Origin of the sequence: Janibacter endophyticus (genome assembly GCF_016888335.1) — a bacterium.
GTDB lineage: Bacteria > Actinomycetota > Actinomycetes > Actinomycetales > Dermatophilaceae > Marihabitans > Marihabitans endophyticum.
Map to the genome: position 1 here is coordinate 1807610 of NZ_JAFEJG010000004.1, position 26440 is coordinate 1834049.

A 26440-nucleotide genomic window follows, 5' to 3' on the forward strand; every position below is an offset into this window, starting at 1 on the left:
GTCGGTGGGGGTCGAGCCCGGCGACCTGTCCGTCAGTGAGAGGACGAGGTCATGACGCGTCGAGTCGGCGAGACGATCGAGGTGCAGGCGGCAGCCGCGCCGGACGGTGAGGGCGAAGGGGGGCAGCCCCGGGTCTTCCTGTGGCGGGGCCGGGTCTACCGGGTGACCTCCGTCGTCGACCACTGGCAGGAGCGCTCCGCCTGGTGGCGGGCGACCGCCGAGGGAGTGCCGCTCGACGTCGCGGGTGCGCCGCGCCAGGTGTGGCGGGTCGCCGCCCAGGCCGGCCGCTCGGGTGCCGAGGGCATCTACGACCTGCTCCTCGACCCGTGCGCGGCCTCGACGGCCTCCACGGCCTCGACGGCGCCGGCGGCACCCGTCTGGTCGCTCGTGCGCACCCAGGACTGAGGGTGATGACGATGAGGCAGATCGACGAGGTGACCCGTCTGTTCGCCGCGGCCGCAGACACCCTCACCGAGGCGCACTGGGTCCGCTCGGCGCCGGAGCGGCTCGCGGCGACCCGCGCGGGGACGCTGCAGGTCGCGGCCGCGGTCCTCGCGGCCCGGGGCCGACCGGGGGCGCTCGGTGCTGCTGGTGAGCGGCCGGGCTGCCCGTGGGAGGCCCTGGCCCGGATCGCGCCCGAGCTCGCCGAGCGGGCCGACCATCTCGCCCGGGCCTATGCACAGCCCCCGCAGGACGTCCGGGGGCTCGACGACCTGCTGCGCGCCGGCGAGGACTTCCTCCTCGTCGCGGCGGCGACGCTCGGGCTGCCCGCGCCGAGCCTGCCGGCGACGCTCGTCCCGGTGAGCCTGACCAGCCTGCGTCCCGCGGGAGGGGCGCGGGCGTCGTGACCGGGGCCGCGCGCACCGTCGGCGACCCGACGACAGCCGCCGGCGGGTCCCCCTTCGCCCACCTGCGGGTCGCCTCCGGCTACTCCCTGCGGCACGGCACGGCGACGCCCGAGGCGCTCGTCGCCCGGGCCGCCGAGCACGGGCAGCGGTGGCTGGCGCTCACCGACCGCGACGGGCTCTACGGCGCGGTCCGGCACGTCCGGGCTGCGGCGGCCGCGGGCATCGAGCCGCTCCTCGGTGTCGACCTCGCCGTCCGGCCGGGCAGCGGCCCGACCCCGCCGACGACCTCGCGCACCCCGGTGCGGGGCGGGGCGAGCGTCGACCCGCGCCACCCCCGGGTCACCGTGCTGGCCCGGGGCGCCGGCGCCGGGGTGCCGCACGCCCTCGGCTGGGCCCGCCTGTGCCGTCTCGTGAGCGAGGCGCACCTCGTCGGCGAGCGCGGGCAGGCCGACGTCGAGGCGGCGACGATCGCCCGGCACGCCCGCGGGCCCGAGGGGGAGCGCTCACCGCTCGTCGTCCTCCTCGGCCCCGACTCCGACGTCGGGCGGGCCCTGCTCGCCCGACGGCCCGACGAGGCGATGAGCCGGCTGCGCCGCTGGGTCGGGCTGCTCGGCCGCGACGGGGTGGTCGTCGAGGTCGTCGACCACGGCGGACCCGCCGGCACGCCCGCCTCGACCGGCCACGCCGCGCTCCTGCTCGCACTCGCCGACGCCGCCCGGGTGCGGGCCGTGCTCACCGGAGCGGTCCGACACCTCGACCCGGCCGACAGCGTCGTCGCCGACGTGCTCGACGCCACCCGCCGGCTCGTCGTCCTCGACACGCGTCACCTCGACCGGGTGAGCGACGCCGGGCACCTCGCGAGCACCCCGACGATGACACGGGTGGCGCACCGGGCCGCCGCCGCCGGGATCGGCCGGGGAGCGGGTCGCCCCGGCGAGAGCGCCCGGCAGCGCGGCGAGCGGCTCCTCGCCGACACCCTCGCGACCGCGGCCGAGTGCGCCCAGGACCCCCGGCACGACCTCGGCATCGGCCGGGTCCACCTGCCCGAGGCGTCCGTGCTCGGCATCGCGGCCGACGAGGACCCGATGGCGGTGCTCACGCAGCGCTGCCGGGCCGCCGTCGGCCGGCGCTACCCTGGCGCCGACGACGCACTCCTCGCCCGGGTGCACGCCCGGCTCGACGAGGAGCTGCGGGTCATCGACACCCTCGGCTACCCCACGTACTTCCTCACCGTCGCCACCGTCGTCGACCTCATCACCGAGGCGGGGGTACGGGTCGCCGCTCGCGGCTCGGGCGCCGGCAGCCTCGTCAACCACCTCCTCGGCATCAGCGCCATCGACCCGATCCGCTACGGCCTGCTCATGGAGCGCTTCTGCTCGCCGCTGCGCGCCGAGCTGCCCGACATCGACATCGACGTCGAGTCCGCCCGGCGCACCGAGATCTACGAGCTGATCCTCGAACGCTTCGGGCGCGAGCGGGTCACCTGCGTCTCGATGATGGACACCTACAAGGCGCGGCACGCGATCCGCGACGTCGGCGCCGCGCTCGGCATGACCCCCGGCGAGGTCGACGAGATCGCGAAGTCCTTCCCGCACATCCGTGCCCGTGACGTCCGCTCCGCCCTCGAGGAGCTCCCCGAGCTGCGCAGCCGGGGCCTGGGCACCCCCCGCCTGCGGACCCTCTTCGAGCTCGTCGAGCGGCTCGACGGGCTGCCCCGCCACATCGCGCTGCACCCGTGCGGGGTCGTCCTCTCCGACGCCGGGCTGCTCGACCGGACCCCCGTCGAGTCGAGCTGGCTCGGCTTCCCCATGAGCCAGTTCGACAAGGACGACGTCGAGGTGCTCGGCCTGCTCAAGCTCGACGTGCTCGGCATCCGCATGCAGTCGGCGATGGCCTACGCCGTCCGCGAGGTCGAGCGGGTCGACGGGCAGCAGATCGACCTCGACGACCGGGGCGACGTGCCGCTCGACGACGAGGCGACCTTCCGGATGATCCGCACGACGCGCACCCTCGGCTGCTTCCAGATCGAGAGCCCCGGTCAGCGCGAGCTCATCGGCAAGCTCGGCCCGGTCGCCTTCGAGGACCTCGTCGTCGACATCTCCCTCTTCCGCCCCGGCCCGGTGAAGTCCGACATGATCCGACCCTTCCTCGAGGCCCGGCACGGATGGTCGACGCCCGACCTGCTCCACCCCAGCCTCGTCGACGCGCTCGCCGAGACCGAGGGGGTCGTCGTCTTCCACGAGCAGATGCTCCAGATCATCGCCGAGACGACCGGCGTGAGCCTGGCGCAGGCCGACGAGGTGCGGCGGACCATGGGGGGCCGTGACGGGCAGGACCGCATCGAGGCGTGGTGGCGTCCCGCCGCGCTCGCCCGCGGCTACGCCCCCGACGACGTCGACCGGATCTGGTCGGTGCTCGCCGCCTTCGCCTCCTTCGGCTTCTGCAAGGCGCACGCGGCCGCCTTCGCCATGCCGACCTACCAGTCGGCCTGGCTCAAGACCCACCACCCGGCGGCCTTCCTCGCCGGGGTGCTCACCCACGACCCCGGCATGTACCCCAAGCGGCTCATCCTCGACGACGCCCGCTCGCTCGGCATCACCGTGCTGCCCGTCGACGTCAACGCGAGCACGGGGGAGTACCGCGTCGAGCGGGTCGGCGCCGACCTCGCCGGGCACGACCGCGGGCCGGTCGACCCGGCGCTGCCCGACGGCTCCGGCTACGGCATCCGGGTCGCGCTCTCGGACGTGCGCGGCATGAGCGAGGCCGAGGTCGCCCGGGTCGTCGCCGGGGCCCCCTACGAGTCGCTCGCCGACTTCTGGACCCGCGCGCAGGTCAGCCGCCCTGTCGTCGAGAGCCTCGTGCTCGTCGGCGCCTTCGACGCCGTCCACGGCATCGCCGCCACGGGGGCGGCACGCTCGCTCGACGGAGCCGGGGCCGGGTCCTCCGCCGCCGGCCCCGGTCGCCGCGGCCGGCTCACCCGGCGCGACCTCCTCCTCCACGTCGCCGAGCTCGACCGGTGGTCCCGGTCCACCGGCCGCCCCGCGGGCCGACGACGGGGGCGGACCACCCCCTTCGCCACCGGCCGGCGAGGCCAGGCGCCGGTCTGGGCGGAGGACGGGATGCCCGGGGCGCAGCAGGTGCGCACCCCGTCGGTCACCGCCGCGGCCCGGCAGCCGGTCGCCAGCCAGCTCACCCTCGACCTCGGCGACGAGCCCGACCTCGTGCCCGGCGTCGGTCTGCCCGAGATGAGCGCCGCCGAGCAGGTGCGCGCCGAGCTCGACGTCCTCGGGCTCGACGCGAGCCGGCACGTCATGGACCTCTACACGCCGATGCTCGACGCGCTCGGGGTGACCCGCAGCCGCGACGTCCTCTCCGTGCGCAGCCGATCGCAGATCCTCGTCGCCGGGGTCAAGGTCGCCACCCAGACCCCGCCGATCCGCTCCGGCCGCCGGGTCGTCTTCCTCACCGTCGACGACTCGACCGGACCGGTCGACGCGACCTTCTTCGAGGACGTCCAGGGGCCCTACGCCGCGACGATCTTCCACTCCTGGCTCGTCCTCGTCCGGGGCACCGTGCGGCGCACCGGCGAGCGGGGCGTCTCCCTCCTCGCCGACGGGGCGTGGGAGCTCCCCGGCCTGTGGGACGCGTGGTCGACCGGGGGGCTGCCCGCCGTGCACGCGGCACTCGAGGAGGCCGACGCGATGGCCCGCGCCCGGGCCGAGGCGGTCGAGGGAGATGGTGCGCCCGGCCGTCGGGTCCTCGTCCATGCCTCCGGCTTCCGGCAGTCGCCCTACGCCGACGTCCGGCCGGCGGGCGAGGCGGTCACGGCGGTGCCCGGTCGTGGCCGGGGCGGTGCTCCCGGCGGGCTCTCCGGTGCGGCCACCCGCAAGCTGTGGCACGCCTCCCCGGGGAGCTCGGGATGGTGAGCGTCACCGTCCGCGGCGTGCTGCTCGCAGCCGGTGCCGTGGGCGGCCTAGGGTTGGTGCGTCGCCCGACCGGGCGCACGAAGGGAGCACCGTGACCGAGGACCGCCGACCCGCACGTCGTCGCGGGGTCGAGAGCAACCTGCGCACCGCCGCCGTGTGGGCCGAGGTCGCCGAGCTGACCACCGACCGGCGCACCGAGCTCGGCCGACCCCTGCGTGTCCTCGACCTGGGAGGGGGCACCGGCGGTCTCGCCGTCCCGCTCGCCGAGCAGGGCCACACCGTCACCGTCGTCGATCCCAGCGCCGACGCGCTCGCCTCCCTGCGCCGACGCAGCGCCGAGTCCAGCGCCTCCGCCCGGATCAGCGCCGTCCAGGGCGACGCCGACAGCCTCACCGACGTCCTCGCCCCGGGCAGCGTCGACCTCGTCTGCTGCCACGGCACCCTCGAGGTCGTCGACGACCCTGACAGCACCCTCGCCCGCATCGCCGACGTCCTCGCGCCCGGCGGCTACCTCAGCCTCGTCACGGCGCAGCGGCTCGCGGCGGTGCTCGCCCGTGCCCTCGCTGGTCGCTTCGACCAGGCCCAGCACGTCCTCGCGAGCGAGGACGGCCGCTGGGGCGACGGCGACCCCATGCCCCGGCGCTTCGACCAGGGTGACGTCGTCGCCCGGCTCGGGCGGGCCGGCTTCACCGTCGAGAGCATCCACGGCGTCCGGGTCTTCAGTGACCTCGTCCCCGGTGCGCTCCTCGACTCCGAGTCCGACCGGGCCGAGATCCTCGCCCTCGAGCAGGCCAGCGTCGGCGACGCCGAGCGCTCGGTCCTCAGCCACCTCGGGACGCAGCTGCACGCCCTCGCCCGTCGCGACTGATCGCATGACGGCCTCGAGGCCGGCGTGAGCCGCCGGCAGTTCCGCGTCCCGGAGCGCGCCGACGACCGGCCGCTCGACGAGACCGGCTGTACCGTGCTCCACGTCGACATGGACGCCTTCTACGCGTCGGTGTCGCTGCGCACCCGGCCCGAGCTCGTCGGCACCCCGGTGATCATCGGCGGCGGCGGGCGCAGCGTCGTCCTCTCCGCCACCTACGAGGCCCGGGCCTTCGGCGTCACCTCCGCGATGCCGATGGGCCGGGCCCGGCGGCTCTGCCCCCAGGCGAGGATCATCGCCCCGGACCACGCGCTCTACTCCGAGGTCTCGCAGGGGGTCATGCGGATCTTCGAGAGCATCACCCCCTTCGTCGAGCCGCTGAGCCTCGACGAGGCCTTCCTCGACGTCGCGGGCGCCGTGCGGCTCATGGGGCCGCCGACGGTCATCGCCCAGATGATCCGCGACCGGGTCGTCGACGAGCAGGGCATCACCTGCTCCGTCGGGGTGGCGAGCACGAAGTTCGTCGCCAAGCTCGCCTCGGGCCTGGCCAAGCCCGACGGCCTGCTCCTCGTGCCGGCCGGCGAGATGGTGACCTTCGTCCAGCAGCTGCCCGTCGGCGCGCTCTGGGGGGTCGGTGACCGCACCGAGGAGGCCCTGGCCCGGCTCGGCCTCAAGACCGTCGCCGACATCGCCCACACCCCCCGGACCACCCTGACCCGGGCGCTCGGAGAGGCGACGGGTGCACACCTCCACGACCTCGCCTGGGGTCGCGACCCGCGTCGGGTCGAGCCGGTCCAGCGGGAGCGCAGCATCGGTCACGAGCGCACCTTCTCCGCCGACGTCGACGACCCCGAGGTGGTCCGCCGCGTCCTGCTCGGGCTCTCGGACAAGGCCGCGGCCCGGCTGCGCTCGCACGAGCTCGTCGGGCGCACGGTGAGCATCAAGATCCGCTTCGCCGACTTCACGACGATCACCCGCTCCCGCTCGCTGCGCGACGCCACCGACGTCAGTCGCGACATCTACGCCGTCGCTCGCGAGCTCTACGAGGCGCTCGGGCTGCAGCGCGCCCGGATCCGGCTCGTCGGGGTTCGCGTCGAGGGGCTCTCCGAGGCGGCGTCGACGCCCGTCCAGGTCGCCCTCGACGAGCCCGAGCACGGGTGGCGCGATGCCGACCGCGCGATCGACCGGGCCTCGGCGCGCTTCGGCGCCGGCAGCGTCCGGCCGGCGAGCCTGCTGACGGGGGAGTCCCGGCCTACCGCACGGCCCGATCCCGACCTAGACTGAAGGTCTATCGGTATCCCTGGGCCGAGGTCCCGACGACGTGGAGGAGGCATCGTGGCGCTGTCAGAGCGCGAGCAGCAGATGCTCGACGAGATGGAGCAGGCGCTCTACGCCGAGGACCCGCGTTTCGCGAGCAGCATGAAGGGCGGCTCGGTCACCACGGAGCAGAAGCGGCGCCGGATCATCGGCGGCGTGGGTGCCGCGGCCGGTCTCGCCATCGTCATCCTCGGGGTCTCCACCTCGATCTGGGTCGGCGTCGCCGGATTCGCCGTCATCGTCGCCTCGCTGGCCGTCGCCCTCGCGCCGGCCCGGGAGACCACCTCGCTCCACGTCGTCGCCGACGACGGGACGCTCGCGTCGCCGAAGAAGGCTGAGCGCGGCCCCCGGATCCCCGGAAAGGGCACGACGAAGGGTCGCCCGCGTCAGCGGGCCGGACGCTCGCCCTCCTCGGGAAGCTTCATGCAGCGGCTCGAGGAGCGCTGGGAGCGCCGCCGGCAGCAGGGCCACTGAGCGGCTCCACCCAGGCGGCCACCACTTCGCCCGGTTCTCGACCAGCGAGCGGATCACCCCTTCGCCCATGCTCGGACGGCTCGAACCCGACAACGTGACTCGAACCCGGAAACCGTTCCCGGGTTCGAGTGCCTTTATCGGATAACCCGATAAAGGTGGGGGGGAGATAAAAAGGGGGGGGTCAGACCGAGTGGCTGAGGATGCCCACGGTCCAGGTGGTCGCGATCGCCATCGCGGCGGCGAGCTCGACCCCGATGCTGCGCAGGACGCCGCGGATCGCGGCCTGGGTCGCCGCCCACGCGCGGTCACGCTCGCGGTAGCGGGAGTACTCGACGAGGAAGACCCCGAGGACGAAGAAGAGGGGCGCCCCGACGATCGGGACGACGAAGAAGCCGACGACCGCGGCGAGCAGGCCGAGCACGATCGTCCAGCCGCCGACCCCTTCGGCCTTCATCTTGCGGCCCGGGATGGTCAGCTGGAGCACGAGGCCCACGGCGTAGATCAGCGCGGCGAGCCCGAAGGTCACCCACGCGCGCGTGCCGCCGACGTCGAGCGCCCAGACGAGCACGGTCCCCAGGCAGATGAGCAGGCCGGGGAGGACGGGGAAGACGATCCCCAGGACGCCCACAGCGAAGATCAGGACGAGGACCCACAGGCTCGCCGGGGTCGCGTCCGGCACCGCAGCGGTCAGCCCGGGGAGGTGGCCGAGCAGGCCGGTCATCGTCAGATCTCGTCGGCCGTCGAGGCGGCCGGGGTCTCCTGAAGACGCTCGGTCTGGTCGTCGATGTCGGCAAGGTCACGCAGGCGGGGCAGGTGCTCGCGTCCGTGGTGGGCGCAGAAGAAGAGCTCACCACCCGCGTGGAGCCGGGCGCGGACGTATGCCTGGGCCCCGCAACGGTCGCAGCGGTCGGCCGCGGTCAGGGGAGTGGCCAGGGTCGCGTTCACGTCATTCCTTCTTTCGGGATCACAACATCAAGTCTGTCGGGACTCGACGTGGCTAACAGTGAATCACGCCGAACCCTTCCCGACCCCACAAGAAGCCCGGCCGGTCGCCCCCCCCTTCGCCCCCTGGCACGCGCGCCTCCCGGCGTTGTCGGTACCCCCGGCATACCCTGCGGGGGCGGGGCAGAACTCCCGCAGCACCGAGACGTAAGGACGACCCACCCCCGTGCCAGCAGCGACGAAGACCGCGGCGAAGAAGGCGACGAGCAAGACCGCCCAGGACTACACCGCGCACCACCTCCAGGTGCTCGAGGGCCTCGAGGCGGTCCGCAAGCGGCCGGGCATGTACATCGGCAGCACCGACAGCCGCGGGCTCATGCACTGCCTCTGGGAGATCATCGACAACGCCGTCGACGAGGCCCTCGGCGGCCACGGCGACCGGATCGAGGTGATCCTGCACCAGGACGGCTCCGTCGAGGTCCGGGACCGGGCACGCGGCATCCCCGTCGACATCGAGCCGCGCACCGGGCTGACCGGCGTCGAGGTCGTCTTCACCAAGCTCCACGCGGGCGGCAAGTTCGGCGGCGGCAGCTACACCGCCTCCGGCGGTCTCCACGGCGTCGGCGCCTCGGTCGTCAACGCCCTCTCCTCGCGTCTCGACGTCGAGGTCGACCGGGCGGGCAAGACCTACGCGATGTCCTTCCGAAGGGGTGAGCCCGGGGTCTTCTCCGACGTCGCCGGCTCGGCGGGGGAGAAGAACCCCGAGCACGACTTCACCCCGTACGAGAAGGGCTCCGAGCTCGCCGTCATCGCCAAGGCGAAGCGGGGCGTCACCGGCACCCGCGTGCGCTACTGGGCCGACCCGCACATCTTCCCGACGGAGTCGGGCTTCGACTACGAGGCCCTCGTCGGCCGTGCCCGCCAGACCTCCTTCCTCGTGCCGGGACTGACCCTCGTCGTCCGCGACGAGCGCCGGCTGGCGGGGACGAAGGGGGAGGACGGCCCGGTCGAAGAGGTCTTCCACCACGACGGCGGGATCACCGAGTACGTCGACTTCCTCGCCCCCGACCAGAGCGTCACCGACGTGTGGCGGCTCCAGGGCAGCGGGACCTTCACCGAGACCGTGCCGGTGCTCGACGCCTCCGGCCACATGACCCCGACCGAGGTCGAGCGCGAGTGCGGCGTCGACATCGCGCTGCGCTGGGGGACCGGCTACGACACCAAGGTCAGCTCTTTCGTCAACATCATCGCCACGCCCAAGGGCGGCACGCACATGGCCGGCTTCGAGCAGTCGCTGCTCAAGGTCTTCCGCAAGCAGCTCGAGGCCAACGCCCGCAAGCTCAAGGTCGGCAACGACAAGGTCGAGAAGGATGACGTCCTCGCCGGCCTCACCGCGGTCGTCACGGTGCGCCTCGCCGAGCCGCAGTTCGAGGGGCAGACCAAGGAGGTCCTCGGGACCTCCGCGGTGCGCTCGATCGTCGGCAAGGTCGTCGAGACCGAGCTGACGAGCCAGCTCAAGAGCACCAAGCGCGGCGAGAAGCAGCAGGCGGCACAGCTGCTCGAGAAGGTCGTCGCCGAGATGAAGTCGCGGATCAGCGCGCGCGTGCACAAGGAGACCCAGCGCCGCAAGAACGCGCTCGAGAGCTCCACGCTGCCGCCGAAGCTGCGCGACTGCCGGAGCAACGACCTCGAGAAGACCGAGCTCTTCATCGTCGAGGGTGACTCCGCCATGGGCACGGCCAAGGAGGCCCGCAACAGCGAGTTCCAGGCGCTGCTGCCGATCCGCGGCAAGATCCTCAACGTCCAGAAGGCCGCGGTCGGCGACATGCTGAAGAACGCCGAGTGCGCCTCGATCATCCAGGTCGTCGGGGCCGGCTCGGGGCGCTCCTTCGACCTCGGCTCCGCCCGCTACGGCAAGGTCGTCATCATGACCGACGCCGACGTCGACGGCGCCCACATCCGCACCCTGCTGCTCACCCTCTTCTTCAACCACATGCGGCCGCTCGTCGAGGCCGGCCGGGTCTACGCGGCCGTCCCGCCGCTGCACCGCATCGAGGTGGTCAACCCGGGCGCGAAGAAGAACGAGCTGATCTACACCTACTCCGAGGCCGAGATGCGCTCGACGCTCGCGAGCCTGACCAAGCGGGGCAAGACGATCAAGCAGCCGCTCCAGCGCTACAAGGGCCTGGGTGAGATGGACGCCGACCAGCTCGCCGAGACGACGATGGACCCCGCGCACCGCACGCTGCGCCGGGTGACCCTCGACGACGTCGACGCGGTGGCCGAGGTCTTCGAGCTGCTCATGGGCAAGGACGTCGATCCGCGGCGCGAGTTCATCGTCGGGTCCGCGGCCCAGCTCGACCGCGACCGCATCGACGCCTGACCTTTCGGCTCAGGCCGGGGTCACGGATCCGACACGCCGGGGCCACAGCAGTTGCGACAGCGGGTGATCTGAGTCACGGTATGACGATCCTGCGTGACGACGCGCCGGACTGTCGAGCTGGGAGGGCCCATGTCCGAGACCGCCACGTCGGACCGCGTCACCGGTGAGGAGCACGGGGAGCTCAAGAGGGTCATGGGACCCAAGCTCCTGCTGCTCTTCATCGTCGGAGACATCCTCGGGACGGGTGTCTACGCCCTGACCGGCAGGGTCGCCGCCGAGGTCGGTGGCGCCGCCTGGGCCCCCTTCCTCGCGGCCTTTGTCGTCGCGACGATCACCGCCTTCTCCTACCTGGAGCTCGTGACGAAGTACCCGCAGGCCGGTGGTGCCGCCACCTTCATCCACAAGGCCTTCGGCATCCACTTCGTCACCTTCATCGTCGCCTTCGCGGTGATGTGCTCCGGCATCACCTCGGCCTCGACGGCGGCCAACGCCTTCGCCGGCTTCCTCAGCGACGGCCTGGGCCTGGGCTGGGAGGCCGGCTCGACGCCGCTGCTCCTCGGCGCGCTGGCCTTCATGACGGTCGTCGCGGCGATCAACTTCCGCGGCGTCGGCGAGAGCGTCAAGGCCAACGTCGTGCTCACCCTCGTCGAGCTTTCCGGCCTGCTGCTCATCATCTTCATCGGCCTCTACGCCGTGACCCAGGGCAAGGCCGACTTCTCGCGCGCGATGGTCTTCGAGTCCTCCGAGGACAAGGGCACCTTCTTCGCCATCACCATGGCGACCTCGCTCGCGTTCTTCGCGATGGTCGGCTTCGAGGACTCGGTGAACATGGCCGAGGAGACCAAGGACCCGGTGAAGATCTTCCCGAAGGTCATGCTCACCGGCCTGGGCATCACCGGGCTGATCTACGTCCTCGTCTCGATCACCGCGGTGGCCCTCGTGCCCGTCGGCAAGCTCGTCGACCCCAACGAGGCCTCGGCGCTGACCCAGGTGGTCGCGGCCGGTGCGCCGAACTTCCCCTTCGACAAGATCTTCCCCTTCATCGCGATGTTCGCCGTGGCCAACTCGGCGCTCATCAACATGCTCATGGCGAGCCGGCTGCTCTACGGGATGGCCCGCCAGGAGGTCCTGCCACGGCCGCTCGGTGCGGTCCACAAGACCCGCCGCACCCCGTGGCTGGCCATCATCGTCACGACGGCCATCGCGTTCGGGCTCATCACCTACGTGACGCTCGACTCGGGCAGCGACATCGTCGCCCTCCTCGGCGGCACGACCTCGCTGCTGCTGCTCTGCGTCTTCACCGTCGTCAACATCGCCGTGCTCGTCCTGCGCAAGGACGACGTCGGCCGCGAGCACTTCAAGGCACCGACGCTGCTGCCGGTCCTCGGCATGATCACCTGTGCCTTCCTCGTCGGTCCGTGGGCCCGCAGCGAGGAGCAGCAGGGCCAGTACCCGATCGCCGGCGGCCTGCTCGCCCTCGGCATCGTCTTGTGGGTGCTCACCTGGATCGTCAACCGTGCGGTCTTCGGCAAGCGCACCTTCCTGCGCGACCCCGAGGAGATCGAGGACCCGGACCACGTCCGCCACTGACCCGGGGGATGAGCGAAGGGGGAGCCGGCCGGCTCCCCCTTCGTCGTCCCGCGGTCGCACGAGCCAAGGCTCGTGCGACCAGGGAGGGTACGAGCCTTGGCTCGTGCGAGCTACCAGGCGCCGATGCCGCCGATCGCCCGCTGCGCGGGGGTGCCGGAGCCGTCGCGGCGGCCCTCGGCGGGCGGCAGGTCGATGGCGACGCCGTTGGCGGCGCTCGCTCGCGCATCCGCCGGGCCGACCCACGCGAGGAGCAGGGTGTCCTCGCCCTTGAGGAAGCGGTGGGCGCGCACGCCCGCCGTGCCACGACCCTTGCTCGGGTACTCGGCGAAGGGGGTGACCTTGAGCGCTCCCGGGTCGGTGCCGGGGAGGGCGTCGGCCGAACCGCTCACGGTGACGACGATGCCGTCGGCCGAGCCGTCGAGCGCGCCGAAGAACCGGACCCGCTCGCCCGCGGCGACCCGGATGCCGGCCATGCCGCCGGCACCCCGGCCCTGCGGGCGGACGACGGTGGCGTTGAAGTGGAGCAGCTGGGCGTCGCTCGTGACGAAGACGAGCTCCTCCTCGCCGGTGCGCAGCTCGACCGCACCGACGACCTCGTCGCCGTCCTTGAGGCCGATGACCTCCCAGGTCGCACCCTTCGGCACGTCGGGGGTGACGCGCTTGACGATGCCCTGCGCCGTGCCGAGGGCCAGGCCGGGGGAGTCGGGCGCGAGCGAGGTGAGCGTGAGCACCCGCTCGTCGACGCCGAGGTCGAGGTAGGCGCCGACCGGCGCCCCACCGGAGAGAGAGGGCGCGTCGTTCGTCGGCGGCAGCGTGGGCAGCTCGAGCGCACCGACGCGCGCGACCCGGCCGGCGCTCGTGACGATGCCGACCTCGCCCCGGGCCGTCGTGCGGATCGCGGCGACGACTCCGTCGTGCCGGGAGCGCCCGCCGGTGCGCGAGGGCTCGTCCTCGCTCGTCGTGCGGGCGAGCAGGCCGGTCGTCGACAGCAGCACCCAGCAGGGGTCGTCGGCGATCTCCAGCGGCGTGCTCGTCGCGGCCGGGACCCCGGCGGACTCGAGGAGGACGGTGCGGCGGGGGGTGCCGTGCTTCTTGGCGACGTCCGCGAGCTCGGTGGAGACGAGCCTGATGAGCACCCGCTCGTCGCCGAGGATCTCCTCGAGCTCGGCGATCTGCCGGCGCAGCTCCTCCTGCTCCTGCTCGAGCTCGAGCTTGGAGAACTTCGTGAGCCGGCGCAGCTGGAGGTCGAGGATGTACGTCGCCTGGGCCTCGGAGAGGTCGAAGACGTCCTGGAGTCGCTGCCGGGCGGTCGCCGCGTCGTCGCTCGTGCGGATGACCTGGATGACCTCGTCGATGTCGAGGATCGCGATGAGCAGGCCGTCGACGAGGTGGAGACGGTCCTGCCGCTTGCGCAGCCGGTGCTCGGTGCGGCGCCGGACGACGTCGACCCGGAAGTCGACGTAGACCTGGAGCAGCTCCTTGAGACCCATGGTGCGCGGGGTGCCGTCGACGAGCGCGACGTTGTTGATCGAGAAGGACTCCTCCATCGGGGTGAGCCGGTAGAGCTTCTCGAGGACGGCCTCGGGGTTGAAGCCGTTCTTGATCTCGATGACGAGCTGCAGGCCGTGGCTGCGGTCGGAGAGGTCCTTGACGTCAGCGATCCCCTCGAGCCGCTTGCCTTGGACGGCGTCCTTGATCTTCTCGATGACCTTCTCGGGGCCGACGAGATAGGGCAGCTCGGTGACGACGATGCCCTGGCGCCGGGGGGAGACCTTCTCGACGCGCGTGGTCGCCCGGGTGCGGAAGGTCCCCTTGCCGGTGAGGTACGCGTCACGGATGCCGTCGAGACCGACGATCCGGCCGCCGCCGGGCAGGTCCGGGCCCGGGACGAAGCGCATGAGGTCGTCGAGCGAGCACTGCGGGTGGGTCAGCAGGTGCCGGGCCGCGCCGATGACCTCGACGAGGTTGTGCGGCGGCATCTGCGTCGCCATGCCGACGGCGATGCCGGTCGTGCCGTTGACGAGGAGGTTGGGGTAGGCAGCCGGGAGGACCTCGGGCTGGAGGAGCTGGTCGTCGTAGTTCGGGACGAAGGGGACGGTGTCCTCGTCGAGGCTGCCCACCATGAGCAGGGCGGCCGGGGCCATCCGGGCCTCGGTGTACCGGGACGCGGCCGGGCCGTCGTCGAGGGAGCCGAAGTTGCCGTGCCCGTCGACGAGCGGCAGGCGCATGGCGAAGGGCTGCGCCATCCGCACGAGGGCGTCGTAGATCGCCGTGTCGCCGTGGGGGTGGTACTTGCCCATGACCTCGCCGACGACCCGGCTCGACTTCACGTGGCCACGGTCCGGGCGCAGGCCCATCTCGGACATCGAGTAGAGGATCCGGCGGTGCACCGGCTTGAGCCCGTCGCGGGCGTCGGGCAGGGCTCGGGCGTGGATGACGGAGACGGCGTACTCGAGGAAGGCCCCGCGCATCTCGTCCGCGACGTCGATGTCGACGATCCGCTCGGGCGGGGTCGGCGCAGCGCTCTTGGCGGACGTGGTGGTGCGGCGGGCCATACGGGTCGAGCTCCGATCTGGTCGTTGGGCTCCGCCATCCTCCCCGATGCGCCGGCCGAGCGCGGGATGACACCCCGAGCGCGGCCGCGGGGAGTCTGCCAGGATCACCCGCGAACCGCTCGGGAGCGAGCGGCGTCTCAAAAGGCATGACAGCCGTGACGGTTGCGCTCCCCAGCCGAGGAGCGAGGTTGACGCGAGCACGGTGACCGCGAACCTCGTCCGCGACCACTGGCGCAAGCGTGGCCGCGCGCCCTCGCCGGCTCGACGATCCGGCGGACCACCGACGGAGGGGCGACGTGGGCCGACATGCCCTATCCGGGCGGCACGGTCATCGCCGTCGAGATCGGTGACGGCATCGTCCGCTTCGTCAGCGCGGAGGAGTGCACCGACGACGGTTGCTCCGGCCCGCTCAAGGTCTACCAGGCGGGTACCGGCGACGCGTCGCCGACGTCGTCGCGCTCGAGGCGGACCTCGACGGCATCACCGGCGCCCACGTCGTCGCACGCGGCGGCCTGCTCGCCGTCCACACCGAGGACGGCAGCCACGCCTGCCGGCTCGGAGCGACGAGCGAGCGCATCGAGCCCTGCGAGGACGAGCAGGTGTGGCTCACCCGCCTCGCCAACGGCGAGGTGAGCGGCTTCACCTCGCCCGGGCCGGGGGCCTTCGTCCTGACCACCCGCGGCGGCGAGCGCGCCGGCACGATCCTCCGCTCCACCGACGAGGGGCTCTGGCAGCACGCGGCCGCCGACCTCGTCCGCTGGACCTGGGTCGCGGCGGGCGGCGGTGACCGCGTGTACGGGCTCGCCGAGGACTCCGTCGGCTTCCTCGAGAGCACCGACGGGGGAGTGACCTGGCGCACCCAGGTGCTCGCCCCGTGAGCCCCCTGCACGCCCGCGCGCGTTGGTGGCAGGATCGGACCCATGAGCGAGGCGCTCCCTGAGGGCTACCCCCTGCTGGCCGAGGCCGACGTCGTCCTGCGCGACGGCACGGTCGCCCGACTGCGACCGATCCGGCCCGGTGACGCGGAGGCGATCCACCGCTTCCACGCCGGGCAGTCGGAGGAGTCGATCTACCTCCGGTTCTTCGCGCCGATCCGCGAGCTGAGCCAGCGTGACGTGGAGCGCTTCACGACCGTCGACTATGTCGACCGGATGGCGCTCGTCGCGACGATCCGCGACGAGATCATCGGCATCGGGCGCTACGACCGGGTGACACCCGAGAGCGCCGAGGTCGCCTTCAACATCAGCGACCACTACCAGGGCAAGGGGATCGGGTCGGTCCTCCTCGAGCACCTCGCCGCCATCGCCCAGGAGCACGGGATCAGCCGCTTCGAGGCCGAGGTGCTGCCGCAGAACCGCAAGATGCTCTCCGTCTTCGCCGACGCCGGCTACGAGGTGAGCAAGCGCTACGAGGACGGGGTCGTCGTCCTGCACTTCGACATCGAGCCGACCGCCCAGTCGCTCTCGGTGCGCTTCGCCCGTGAGCACCGGGCCGAGGCGGTGAGCGTCTCCTCCCTGCTGAACCCCCGGAGCATCGCGGTCGTCGGTGTGAGCCGGCGCGAACGGGCCATCGGTCACCAGGTGATGCGGCACATCCTCGACGCAGGTTTCGCCGGAGAGGTCTACCCCGTCAACCCGGAGGGCGGCACGCTCCTCGGCACCCAGGCGTACCCGAGCGTCAGCGACCTGCCCGGTCCCGTCGACCTCGCGGTCGTCGCCGTCCCGGCGGCTGCCGTGCCGGGCGTCGTCGAGGAGTGCGCGGCGCAGGGGGTGCACGGTGTCCTCGTCATCTCGTCGGGTTTCGCGGAGGTGGGTGACGATGGTGCCCGGCTCCAGCAGCAGGTGCTGCGGATCGCGCGGGACAACGGCATGCGGGTCATCGGACCCAACTCCTTCGGCGTCATCAACAACGACGACTCGGTGCGGCTCAACGCCAGCCTCAGCCCGTCGATCCCTCCTGCCGGCCACCTCGGCCTCTACTCGCAGTCGGGGGCCCTGGCCGTGGCCAACCTCGACTCCGCGACGCGGCGCAACCTCGGCGTCTCGGAGTTCGTCTCCGCCGGCAACCGGGTCGATGTGTCCGGCAACGACGTCATGCAGTACTGGATCGACGACGACCGCACCAAGGCGGTCGGGCTCTATCTCGAGACGATGGGCAACCCGCGCAAGTTCTCGCGCATCGCGCGGGCGCTCGCGGCCAACAAGCCGGTCATCGTCGTGAAGTCCTTCGTGGGTGCCGTGCCCGGGCACCGCGTGCGCTCGGCCACCGTGCGTCCGCACGCGTTCGGCTCGATGCTCGCCCAGGCCGGCGTCATCCACGTCGAGAACGTCCACCAGATGTTCGACGCCGCCCAGCTGCTGCTCCACCAGCCGCTGCCCAGGGGCAACCGGGTCGCGATCGTGACCAACTCCCACCAGCTCGGCACGATCAGCGCCGGCAACGCCGCGGCGTGGGGGCTGGAGGTGACGCACGGGCCGGTGTCGGTGCGCACCGAGGCGCCGGCCAAGGAGTTCCGCGTCGCCGTCGACGCGGCCTTCGCCGACGAGCACGTCGACAGCGTCGTCGTCTGCTTCATCCCGCCCGTCGGGGCGCTCGACCACGACGTCGTCGAGGCGGTGCGCCACGCCGCGCTGCGCTCCGAGAAGCCCTGCGTCGCGACCCTGCTCGGCATGCGCGGGGTCGACAACGCCGAGGGCAACCTCGTCCCCGAGGACCCGGGCGGCGACGCGACGGACGGTCCCCGGCAGGCGGTCCCGCTCTACGGGATGCCCGAGGACGCGATCCGCGCCCTGGGCCTGGCCACGCGCTACGGCACGTGGCGGGAGAAGGACAAGGGCGAGCCCGTCGTGCGCGACGGCATCCGCCGTAGCGCCGCGCGCGAGATCATCGACCGGGTCCTCGCGGACTACCCCGAGGGGCGGGCGCTCACCGACGACGAGTCCCACGAGCTGCTCGCGGCCTACGGCATCGACCTCTGGCGTCGGGTCGAGGTCGACAGCGCCGCCGAGGCCGTGGCGGCGGCCGACTCCCTCGGCTATCCCGTCGTGCTCAAGTCGCTCTCTCCGCTCGTCCGCGGCCAGTCGCTGCTCGACGGGGTGCGGGTGGACCTGCGCGACGCCGATACCGTGGCGGTCGCCTTCGAGACGATGGACCAGAACCTCGCCCCGCTCGACGCGAACTACTTCGTCGTGCAGAAGATGGCCAACCGGGGTGTCTCGTGCGTCCTCGGCAGCGTCGAGGACCCCCTCTTCGGGCCGGTCATCTCCTTCAGCCTCGCGGGCTCCCCGACCGAGCTCATCGGCGACATCGCCTACCGGATCCCGCCGCTCACCGACGTTGACGCCCGCGAGATCGTCGACGACATCAAGCTCGCGCCGCTGCTCAACGGGCACCGCGGGGCGACCCCGGTCGACCGGGCCGCGATCGAGGACGTCCTCGGGCGGCTCTCGCTGATGTCGGACGACTTCCTCGAGCTCGCGTCGGTCGTGCTCAACCCCGTGATGGCGCACGCGCAGGGCGCCACCGTCCTCGGCGCCGAGATCCAGGTCGCCCCGCCGCAGCAGCGCAAGGATCCCGGTCGACGGGCGATGTCCTGACCTGCGGCACAATGGGCGCCATGTCCCAGGTGCCCACCGGTCTGACGCAGATCCCGCTCCCGCAGCCGCTCGTCGACGCGGTGGCCCGCGCCGGCTACTACCCCGAGCTCGTCGCGGACATCATTCGGGCCGCGGTCGGTGTCGAGGAGATCGTCAGCCACCTCGTGCACCAGGAGACGACCTTCGACCAGGAGGCCGTGCGTCGGCACATCACCGTGCTCGTCACGACGCCCACGCGGCTCGTCATCGCGCACGCCGACGACTTCCCCGACCACAGCGACCGGCAGGACGTAGCGACCGCGACGACCGAGTGCATCCCCCTTCGCTCCGTCCGCGGCGTCATGCTCACGCACGTCGTCCCCGACCCCTCGAGCTACGTCCCCGGCTCCCTCGGCCGCGAGCTGACCCTCACCGTCGGGTGGGGCACGGTGAGCCGGGTCGACCTGCTGCCCGCCGTGTGCGCCGACCCGACGTGCGACGCCGACCACGGCTACGAGGGCACGGTCACCGCCGACGACATCTCGCTGCGGATCAGCGCCGAGGCCGAGGGGAGCGGCGCGCTCGAGGCCGCGACGGCCTTCGCCCGGGACCTCTCCGCACGCGTCGGCGGGTGAGCGCCCACCCGACCCCCGGGCTGCCCGGCGCCGGGGAGGGGCTGCTCGACCGGCTCCTGCCGACCGTCGCGACGAGCCTGGGCGTGAGCGGCCTGGCCCGACCCGGCGACCGCGTCCTCGCGCCGGCGCGACGGGCCGTCGTCGTCCTCGTCGACGGCCTCGGTGCCGAGCTGCTACGACGACGCGGCGGCCACGCCCCCTTCGTCCGAAGCCTCGTGGGCCGACCCGAGTCGGTGACCCTCGGCTGCGGGTTCCCCTCGACGACCGCGACGTCCATGGCGACCTTCGGCACCGGCCGGCTCGCCGGCGAGCACGGGCTCGTGGGCTACGAGGCCTATGACCCCGCGACCGGGCGGGCCTTCAACGAGCTGTCCTGGGAGGACGGGCCGGATCCGCGGCAGTGGCAGCCGCACCCGACCGTCTTCGAGGCGGCGAGCGCCCAGGGGGTCGAGACCGTCCGCGTCGGACCGGGTTTCTTCGACGGCTCGGGCCTGACGGAGGCGGCGCTGCGGGGCGGGCGCTTCGTCGCCGCCTCGTCCCTGGACCGGCGGGTCGACGTGACCCTCGAGGTGCTGCGGGCGCATCGCCGCGCGCTCGTCTACCTCTACTGGGGCGACCTCGACAAGGTCGGCCACGTCCACGGCTGCGAGTCCTGGCAGTGGGGCGAGGAGCTCGAGAGCATCGATGCCGCGCTGCGCCGGCTCGCGGCCTCGCTGCCCCCGGACTGTGCCCTGCACATCACGGCCGACCACGGCATGGTCGACGTCCCGCACGAGCGGCGGCTCGACCTCGCGTACGAGCCGGACCTCGCCGCGGGGGTCGCCGAGGTCGCCGGTGAGCCACGGTCGGTGCAGCTGCACTGCATGCCGGGTGCGGTGCCGGACGTGCTGGCGGCATGGCGGGAGCGGCTGGGCTCGGGGGCGATCGTCGTCACGCGCGACGAGGCGGTCGCCGCCGGATGGTTCGGGCCGGTCGAGTCGCGGGTCGCGCCGCGCATCGGTGACGTCGTCGCGACGATGACCGGCCCGGTAGCGGTGGCCGACTCGCGCCGCCACCGCCCCGAGCTCATGGCCCTCGTCGGGCTGCACGGGTCGCTGACCCTCGACGAGGTCGCCATCCCGTGGCTCTGCGCTCCCGCCGAGCGCGCATAGGGTGTCTGCCCGTGGCTGAGCTCGTCTTCTTCTCCGGGACCATGGACTGCGGCAAGTCGACGCTGGCGCTGCAGATGGACCACAACCACCGCGCGCGGGGCCGGCAGGGGCTGATCTTCACCCGGCTGGACCGGGCGGGGGAGTCGGTCCTGTCCTCCCGGCTCGGCCTGGCGACGAGCGCTGTCGAGGTGAGCGAGGACCTCGACTTCTGGGAGGTCGTCGTCGCCCAGCTGACCGCGGGCGGCAAGGTCGACTACCTCATCTGCGACGAGGCGCAGTTCTACACCCCGGAGCAGGTCGAGCAGCTCGCCCGGCTCGTCGACGAGCTCGACATCGAGGTCTACGCGTTCGGGATCATGGCCGACTTCCGCACCCGGCTCTTCCCGGGGTCGCAGCGGCTCGTCGAGCTCGCCGACCGGACCCAGGTCCTCCAGGTGGCGGCGCTGTGCTGGTGCGGGGCGCGGGCGACGCACAACGCCCGCGTCGTCGACGGGGTCATGGTCAACGAGGGGGAGCAGGTCGTCGTCGGGGACACCGCGGCGGGGCAGTCCGAGGTCGACTACGAGGTGCTCTGCCGACGTCACCACACGCGGCGGATGAGCTCGCGCGCCGCCCAGGCGGCCGCCGTCTCGGCGGACGTCCTCCCCTTCGACCTCGACGCCTGCCCCATCCCGCCCCGCAGATCCGAATTTCCCTAGGTTGCTCTCATCCGCCCAGGACTCTTCCGGGGCGGATTGTCAGGTCCCCAGGCGGATCTCGCGGCGACGGGTCGAAGGACCCGGGGCCCCCCCTTCGTCCCGGGGCTGAGGACCCGGGCTGCGCGGCCGAAGGGCGACGACCGGCACCCTGGTGGGACGGCCGCTGGCCCGTCCCAGGATCCGCTGAGGCTTCGGATGATCCGCTCGCGAACATCCCCAAGCCTGTGACAGAAGCCTCGGGAAACTTGGATCTCAGCGGCCGCGGAGGGGGGAGTCGCGGGGGGTCTCGGAGTCGGGGGAGTCGACCCCGACGATGTCGGCGATGAGCGAGTGCACCCGCGGGTGGTTCTGCAGGTCGAGGTGGTTGAGCCCGCCGAGGTGGACCGTGCGCGAGCTGCCCACCGCGCCGTCCTCGGCGTGCGCCCAGCCCCGCGCCGAGTCTCGCGGCACGACGAGGTCACCGAAGTAGTCCGCCCACCGTGAGTGCGGGTCCCGCGAGACCGTCGCGACGACGGCGAGGTGGCGCACCTGCTCGTGCGGGCGCGCGTGGGTCCGGCGGTCCTCGGGGTCCTCGGGGTCGTGCCCGCGCCAGTCGTCGTCGACGAGGTTGCCGTGGCGCATGTCGCGGATGCCGTCGCTGCGGGTGCGGATGATCTCCGAGACCCACCGGGTCGCGTGGTGCCCGGCGCTCACGGTCGCGATGGTGTTGGCCGTGCGCTCCAGCGGCGTCCCGTGGTGCGGAGTGCCGAGCGTGACCGTGTCGGTCGTCACCTCGGTCCACGGCTCGTCGAGGTCGGACTGCGCCAGGGCGGAGTGGGCGACGAGCCCACCCATCGAGTGCCCGACGAAGATGATGCGCTCCACCGGGACGGGCCAGCGCGCCTTGACCTTGCGCATGAGGTCGCGCAGCTGGCGACCGTTCGTCGAGACCCGCAGGCCGCTGTTGTACCGGACCCACAGCGCGGAGACGTCGCCGTCGGCCTCGAGCCGGCGCCCGTAGCTCAACGCGCGTCCGTGGTCGTCGCGGTCCGAGCGACGCTTCCAGATCTGCTCGTTGCCGACAAAGCCGTGGACGAAGACGACGACCGTGCTCTTGGCGTCGGGGTAGGCGGCCGTCAGGCCCGCCTTGGTCACCGGGACGTCGCGCCCGGAGCGACGCAGCGTCATCGGGTACGAGACCGCGGACCCTGCGGCAGCGAGCTTGTCACCGTGGAAGCCGTGGAGGATCGCGAGGATCGCGCGGGCCCGCCGGTGGTCGGCGATGTGCTCCGGGGCGGGTCGCGAGGGAGCCCCGGGGATCGCTGGCTCCTGGAGGACCTGCTCGGGCAGCTTGCTCACGACGAGTCCGGCGGCCGTCGCGCCGGCCTCGAGCGCGCGTCCGGTGAGCCCGTAGACGCCTCGGGTCATCGTGTCGTGCGCGATCTCGATGGGCGTCACGACCGGGAGCGCCAGCGGCCCCGCGACGCGCCGCACCTTGGTGAAGGCGGACGAGGCGATCGCGCCGTGGATGTCACGGACCACCCCCGTGGCCCCGCGCAGGCCGAAACCCACGAGACGTCCCGTCTCCACCACGTCATCGACCCGCATCGCCCCTCCATCCCTCAGGACAGCGTCGGCGCCGGTCCCTCCCTCGACGGTAGCCCCGACCGGACGTCCACGGGCCCACCAGCGGCCTCACCGGGGTGTGGCGTCCGCGACATGCGGGTCGGGTCAGCCCTGGTCCCCGCGGCTCTTGCCGAACATCACGTCGTCCCAGCTGGGGACGCTGGCCCGGCCCTTGCGCTTCGGGGGCTTGGGCGAAGGGGCGGGCTCGGGCGAAGGGGTGTCCGCACCGGGCTCGTCGGCCGGCCCGGGCTCGTCCGGGACCGCGGAGTCGTCCGGGGCCGCTGCCTCGACCGGCTCGGGTGCCTCCTCGACCGGCTCGGGTGCCTCCTCGACCGGTGGCGCCTCGACCGGCTCGGTCGGTGCGTCGACGGCCGCCTCGACGGCCTCGGTGGCCTCGGTGGCCTCCGCAGACGCCTCGCGGGGCTCGTCCGTCGCGGGTCCTGCTGCGACGTCGCTCACCTCGGCATCGGAGGGCTCGGAGGCCGCCTCAGGGGCCGACCCCGGATCCTCGTCGCGCGGGTGGACGCCCTTGGCCCCCGGGGGGAGCTCGTCGTGGGCGTCGGGCACGGGGGCGACCGTCGGGATCGCGGTCGGCGTGGTCGGCGCCGCCGGGCTCTCCGGCTCGTCGATCGGGAGCGGGGGCTCGTGGACGACCTTGCGCCGCCCGCGTCGGCGTCCCCGGGCGTGCTCGCGCATCGAGGCCATGAGCTCGTCGGAGTCACGCTGCGTGCTGCGCGCCTCCTCCGCCTCGACGTCGAAGACGGTCGTCGGGCGGTGCGGGGTCGGGACGACCCCCTCCTGGGCGTCGGCCTCGGAGAGCCAGCGGGCCTCGTCGTTCTTCGCGACGACGCTCATGCCGGCGGGGTCGAACCACCACGTGGCCCTGCGCTCCTTGCCGCCGGCCGTGAAGGACGCGGTGACCGTCCACTGGCCGTCGCCGTCCCGGGCGGAGTCCCAGATGACGTCCTCCTCCGCGACGCTGCGGGCGGCCAGCCGGGCGGCCGCGCGACCGCCGAGGGTCTCGTTCGCCCCGGCGCCCTGCCCGCGCATCCGGACCCGCCGGGCGGACCAGGCGACGTGCTCGCGCTCGGCGAGGACCGGTCCCTCGAAGCGGGCGATCTTCTCCAGGCTCCAGCCGGTGCGGGCGGCGACCTCGTCGGCCGTCGCGCCGGCCCGGATCATCGCCTGGACCTCGCGCGGCCGCACGGTGCTGTCGATCTCGATCTCGAGCTGGCCGAGCCGCGGCTTGTCACGGCGGGCCGCGGCGCGGAGGCGGTCGTCGATCTCGATGCGGTACTCCTCGCCGTCGCTGTCGGCGACGACGAGGTGCTCTCCGTCGTCGTGCACACCGATCAGTCGAAGGTCACGCATGACAGTCCTCTCTGCGGGTCCGGTTCAGGGCCGACTCTGCCACCCAGGACGGGGCGATCGCGGCAACCACGCCGCGCGACTACGGTGGTGGCCATGCCCGACGACCAGGTTGCCCCCTTCGATGCCGTCCTTGTCCACTCCTTCGGCGGGCCCGAGGGACCCGACGAGGTCCTGCCCTTCCTGCGGCGGGTGACCGGCGGCAAGGGGATCCCCGACGAGCGGCTCCGTGAGGTGGGGCAGCACTACGAGCTCTTCGGCGGGCGGTCGCCGATCAACGACCTGGGTCGCGCTCTCGTCGGGGCGCTCACCGCCGAGCTGCGCTCGCGGGGCAGCGAGGTACCGGTCGTCCTCGGCAACCGGCACAGCGACCCCTTCGTCGCCGACGTCCTCGAGGAGCTCGCCGAGGGCGGGGCCCGGCGGGTCCTCGTCGTGCGCACGAGCGCCTGGCGTTCCTACAGCTCCTGCCGTGCCTACCGCGAGGACCTCGCGGCGGCGCTCGCCGACCGCGACCTGGCCGACCGGCTCGAGGTGGCGCTCGTGCGCCCCTACGCGGAGCACCCCGGCTTCGCCGCGACGAACGCCGAGCTCGTCGTCGCTGCCCTGCGCGAGGCCCACGAGAGCGACCCGGACCCGGCGCTGCTCTTCGTCACCCACTCGATCCCGGAGGCGATGGACCTCACCTCCGGCCCGGGCGACGGCGAGGAGCGGGCCTACTCGCGCGGTCACGTGGCGCTGGCCGCCGCGATCTGCGAGGAGGCCGGCCGGCGGCTGGGCCGCGAGGTCGACGGCGAGCTCGTCTTCTGCAGCCGGTCGGGGCCGCCCTCGGTGCCGTGGCTCGAGCCGGACGTCGACGACCGGATCCGTGAGCTCGCGGGCGAAGGGGTCCGGAGCGTGGTCGTCGCGCCGATCGGCTTCGTCAGCGACCACATGGAGGTCATCTACGACCTCGACACCCAGGCGGCCGAGACGGCCCGGGAGTGCGGGATACGGATGATCCGCGTGCCCACTGCCGGCAGCGCTCCCGCCTTCGTCACCGGTCTGGCCGACCTCCTCGCGGAGCGGGCGGCCGAGCACCGGGGTGACCCGGTGACCCCCGAGACGTGGGGCGGTCTGACGGCCAGCCCGAGCATCTGTCCTTCCGGGTGCTGCCCGAACCTGCGCGACCCGCGGCCGGCGGTCGGCGAGCGGAGGTGACCCGCGCGCTGCCGCTGCCGGAGGGGGTCGCCCCTCTCGAGCTGCTCGCCATCGCGCGGACCGTCGCCCTCGAGGCGGCGGCGCTCATCGTCGACGAGCGGCCCGGCGACCTCGGGGTCGCCGAGACGAAGTCGAGCCGCACCGACGTCGTCACCGTCATGGACCAGGCCAGCCAGGACCTCCTGAGCCGCCGCATCGCCGAGCTGCGCCCCGACGACGGCTTCGCGGGGGAGGAGCGGGGTGGCCGTCCCGGCAGCACCGGCATCACCTGGGTCGTCGACCCCATCGACGGCACGGTCAACTACCTCTACGGGCTCGCGGCGTACGCCGTCTCGGTCGCGGCCGTCGTCGGTGACCCTGGCCGGCCCGGCGCGTGGCGCCCGGTCGCCGGGGTCGTCGTCAACCCGGTGAGCGGCGAAATCTTCGCGGCGGCGGCCGGTCACGGGGCCACCCGGGGCGAAGGGGGGATCGCGCGGCCTCTGCGCGTCGCCGGTGCCGGGTCGCTGGACCTCGCGCTGTGCGCCACCGGCTTCGGCTACGGCGCCCGTCGCCGGGCCTGGCAGGGCGCGGTCCTCGCCGAGGTCCTGCCGCAGGTGCGCGACATCCGCCGGCTGGGCAGCGCCGCCCTCGACCTCTGCCGGGTCGCCGACGGCACGGTCGACGCGTACTACGAGCGGGGGCTCAACCCGTGGGACCTCGCGGCCGGGTGGCTCGTCGCGACCGAGGCCGGTGCTCTCGTCACCGACCTCGCCGGCGACGACCCCGACGAGAGCATGCTCGTCGCGGGCGGCCCGAGGGTGCACGGCGAGCTCCGGGCCGCCCTGACGCGGGCCGTGGACGGCGTCGGTCCGGAGGACTGAGGGGACCCCCGATCGCCGACGGGCGAGCGGATGTGGCAATCTCACCCCTGCTGAGGCACAATCCGCCCCGCCGGGCACAAAACCATCGGTCTGGGCGTTGCACGCCACGACCACACAGACGACGCGCGCAGAGGGGACGGACCACACCACCATGGCGACCGATTACGACGCTCCACGGAAGACCGACGACGACATCTCCGAGGACTCCATCGAGGAGCTGAAGTCGCGACGGGCCGACCAGCAGTCGAGCAACGTCGATGTCGACGAGACCGAGGCGGCCGAGGGCTTCGAGCTCCCCGGTGCCGACCTCTCCGGCGAGGAGATGTCGGTGCGGGTCCTGCCGCGCCAGGCCGACGAGTTCACGTGCACGAGCTGCTTCCTCGTCCACCACCGCAGCCAGCTCGCGAGCGAGGGCTCCGCCGGCCCCGTCTGCCGGGAGTGCGCTGCCTGA

Annotated in this window: 21 protein-coding genes; 16 read left to right on the forward strand and 5 right to left on the reverse strand. The window is 73.1% G+C overall.

Annotated features, from left to right (window positions below; all coding sequences use genetic code 11):
• Positions 1–51: 51 nt before the first annotated feature.
• From JNO54_RS08705 to JNO54_RS08730, 6 genes are all read left to right on the forward strand, one after another.
• Positions 52–405: a DUF6504 family protein gene (locus tag JNO54_RS08705; RefSeq protein ID WP_204143545.1), complete on the forward strand. Its 354-nt coding sequence runs from the start codon at positions 52–54 to the stop codon at positions 403–405.
• A gap of 11 nt (positions 406–416) precedes the next feature.
• Positions 417–848 (forward strand): SAV_6107 family HEPN domain-containing protein, encoded by a 432-nt coding sequence (locus JNO54_RS08710; RefSeq protein ID WP_233703216.1) that lies wholly within the window; start codon positions 417–419, stop codon positions 846–848.
• Positions 845–4774 carry a DNA polymerase III subunit alpha gene (locus JNO54_RS08715; RefSeq protein WP_204143546.1) on the forward strand — a complete coding sequence of 1310 codons (3930 nt, stop codon included), beginning with the start codon at positions 845–847 and terminating at the stop codon, positions 4772–4774. The genes JNO54_RS08710 and JNO54_RS08715 overlap by 4 nt, the downstream gene beginning before the upstream one ends.
• A 91-nt stretch (positions 4775–4865) precedes the next feature.
• Positions 4866–5642: a methyltransferase domain-containing protein gene (locus tag JNO54_RS08720; RefSeq protein ID WP_204143547.1), complete on the forward strand. Its 777-nt coding sequence runs from the start codon at positions 4866–4868 to the stop codon at positions 5640–5642.
• A 24-nt stretch (positions 5643–5666) separates the two neighbouring features.
• Positions 5667–6923, forward strand: coding sequence for a DNA polymerase IV (gene dinB, locus JNO54_RS08725; protein ID WP_204143548.1), 1257 nt, complete (start codon positions 5667–5669; stop codon positions 6921–6923).
• A gap of 51 nt (positions 6924–6974) precedes the next feature.
• Positions 6975–7430 (forward strand): SCO2097 family morphological protein, encoded by a 456-nt coding sequence (locus tag JNO54_RS08730; RefSeq protein ID WP_204143549.1) that lies wholly within the window; start codon positions 6975–6977, stop codon positions 7428–7430.
• Positions 7431–7611: 181 nt separating this feature from the next.
• On the opposite strand, the gene JNO54_RS08735 is transcribed toward JNO54_RS08730, so the two are convergent.
• Positions 7612–8151 (reverse strand): DUF456 domain-containing protein, encoded by a 540-nt coding sequence (locus JNO54_RS08735; protein WP_204143550.1) that lies wholly within the window; start codon positions 8149–8151, stop codon positions 7612–7614.
• A gap of 2 nt (positions 8152–8153) precedes the next feature.
• Positions 8154–8375: a DUF7455 domain-containing protein gene (locus tag JNO54_RS08740; protein ID WP_204143551.1), complete on the reverse strand. Its 222-nt coding sequence runs from the start codon at positions 8373–8375 to the stop codon at positions 8154–8156.
• Between the two features lie 223 nt (positions 8376–8598).
• Between JNO54_RS08740 and JNO54_RS08745 the strand changes: the two genes are divergently transcribed.
• Positions 8599–10755 (forward strand): DNA gyrase/topoisomerase IV subunit B, encoded by a 2157-nt coding sequence (locus JNO54_RS08745; RefSeq protein ID WP_204143552.1) that lies wholly within the window; start codon positions 8599–8601, stop codon positions 10753–10755.
• A 129-nt stretch (positions 10756–10884) separates the two neighbouring features.
• Positions 10885–12345 carry an APC family permease gene (locus JNO54_RS08750; protein WP_204143553.1) on the forward strand — a complete coding sequence of 487 codons (1461 nt, stop codon included), beginning with the start codon at positions 10885–10887 and terminating at the stop codon, positions 12343–12345.
• 110 nt (positions 12346–12455) lie between these two features.
• Here the strand turns inward: JNO54_RS08750 and JNO54_RS08755 are convergent, their stop codons facing one another.
• Positions 12456–14900, reverse strand: a complete 2445-nt coding sequence (locus tag JNO54_RS08755) for a DNA gyrase/topoisomerase IV subunit A (protein ID WP_204143554.1) — start codon at positions 14898–14900, stop codon at positions 12456–12458.
• A 395-nt stretch (positions 14901–15295) separates the two neighbouring features.
• Between JNO54_RS08755 and JNO54_RS08760 the strand changes: the two genes are divergently transcribed.
• The 5 genes from JNO54_RS08760 to JNO54_RS08780 are packed head-to-tail and all read left to right on the forward strand — an operon-like array spanning position 15296 to position 20959.
• Positions 15296–15778, forward strand: coding sequence for a beta propeller repeat protein (locus tag JNO54_RS08760; protein ID WP_204143555.1), 483 nt, complete (start codon positions 15296–15298; stop codon positions 15776–15778).
• Between the two features lie 42 nt (positions 15779–15820).
• A complete protein-coding gene (locus JNO54_RS08765; protein ID WP_204143556.1) occupies positions 15821–18496 on the forward strand; it encodes a bifunctional acetate--CoA ligase family protein/GNAT family N-acetyltransferase in 2676 nt (891 codons plus the stop codon).
• Between the two features lie 20 nt (positions 18497–18516).
• On the forward strand, positions 18517–19110 hold the full coding sequence (locus JNO54_RS08770; RefSeq protein ID WP_204143557.1) for a DUF5998 family protein: 594 nt from the start codon (positions 18517–18519) through the stop codon (positions 19108–19110).
• Positions 19107–20261, forward strand: a complete 1155-nt coding sequence (locus JNO54_RS08775) for an alkaline phosphatase family protein (RefSeq protein WP_307818133.1) — start codon at positions 19107–19109, stop codon at positions 20259–20261. Before JNO54_RS08770 ends, JNO54_RS08775 begins: the two co-directional genes overlap by 4 nt.
• A gap of 11 nt (positions 20262–20272) precedes the next feature.
• Entirely contained in the window at positions 20273–20959 is a 687-nt protein-coding gene (locus tag JNO54_RS08780; RefSeq protein WP_204143558.1) for a thymidine kinase, read from the forward strand.
• Positions 20960–21211: 252 nt separating this feature from the next.
• On the opposite strand, the gene JNO54_RS08785 is transcribed toward JNO54_RS08780, so the two are convergent.
• Positions 21212–22546: an esterase/lipase family protein gene (locus tag JNO54_RS08785; protein ID WP_204143559.1), complete on the reverse strand. Its 1335-nt coding sequence runs from the start codon at positions 22544–22546 to the stop codon at positions 21212–21214.
• 123 nt (positions 22547–22669) lie between these two features.
• Positions 22670–23935: a septation protein SepH gene (gene sepH, locus JNO54_RS08790; RefSeq protein WP_204143560.1), complete on the reverse strand. Its 1266-nt coding sequence runs from the start codon at positions 23933–23935 to the stop codon at positions 22670–22672.
• A 93-nt stretch (positions 23936–24028) separates the two neighbouring features.
• On the opposite strand from sepH, the gene JNO54_RS08795 reads away from it, so the two are divergent.
• The 3 genes from JNO54_RS08795 to JNO54_RS08805 all read left to right on the forward strand — a co-directional run bounded on the left by JNO54_RS08795 (position 24029) and on the right by JNO54_RS08805 (position 26440).
• Positions 24029–25129, forward strand: coding sequence for a ferrochelatase (locus tag JNO54_RS08795; protein ID WP_204143561.1), 1101 nt, complete (start codon positions 24029–24031; stop codon positions 25127–25129).
• Positions 25126–25989, forward strand: coding sequence for an inositol monophosphatase family protein (locus tag JNO54_RS08800; RefSeq protein ID WP_307818134.1), 864 nt, complete (start codon positions 25126–25128; stop codon positions 25987–25989). The genes JNO54_RS08795 and JNO54_RS08800 overlap by 4 nt, the downstream gene beginning before the upstream one ends.
• 151 nt (positions 25990–26140) lie before the next feature.
• A complete protein-coding gene (locus JNO54_RS08805; protein ID WP_204143562.1) occupies positions 26141–26440 on the forward strand; it encodes a DUF4193 domain-containing protein in 300 nt (99 codons plus the stop codon).

Coding starts and splice junctions, on each gene's coding strand:
- JNO54_RS08755 (WP_204143554.1), bottom strand. CDS start 14,900: ATGGCCCGCCGCACCACCACGTCCGCCAAGAGCGCTGCGCCGACCCCG.
- JNO54_RS08785 (WP_204143559.1), bottom strand. CDS start 22,546: ATGCGGGTCGATGACGTGGTGGAGACGGGACGTCTCGTGGGTTTCGGC.
- JNO54_RS08735 (WP_204143550.1), bottom strand. CDS start 8,151: ATGACCGGCCTGCTCGGCCACCTCCCCGGGCTGACCGCTGCGGTGCCG.
- JNO54_RS08765 (WP_204143556.1), top strand. CDS start 15,821: ATGAGCGAGGCGCTCCCTGAGGGCTACCCCCTGCTGGCCGAGGCCGAC.
- JNO54_RS08705 (WP_204143545.1), top strand. CDS start 52: ATGACGCGTCGAGTCGGCGAGACGATCGAGGTGCAGGCGGCAGCCGCG.
- JNO54_RS08795 (WP_204143561.1), top strand. CDS start 24,029: ATGCCCGACGACCAGGTTGCCCCCTTCGATGCCGTCCTTGTCCACTCC.
- JNO54_RS08770 (WP_204143557.1), top strand. CDS start 18,517: ATGTCCCAGGTGCCCACCGGTCTGACGCAGATCCCGCTCCCGCAGCCG.
- sepH (WP_204143560.1), bottom strand. CDS start 23,935: ATGCGTGACCTTCGACTGATCGGTGTGCACGACGACGGAGAGCACCTC.
- JNO54_RS08710 (WP_233703216.1), top strand. CDS start 417: ATGAGGCAGATCGACGAGGTGACCCGTCTGTTCGCCGCGGCCGCAGAC.
- JNO54_RS08805 (WP_204143562.1), top strand. CDS start 26,141: ATGGCGACCGATTACGACGCTCCACGGAAGACCGACGACGACATCTCC.
- JNO54_RS08750 (WP_204143553.1), top strand. CDS start 10,885: ATGTCCGAGACCGCCACGTCGGACCGCGTCACCGGTGAGGAGCACGGG.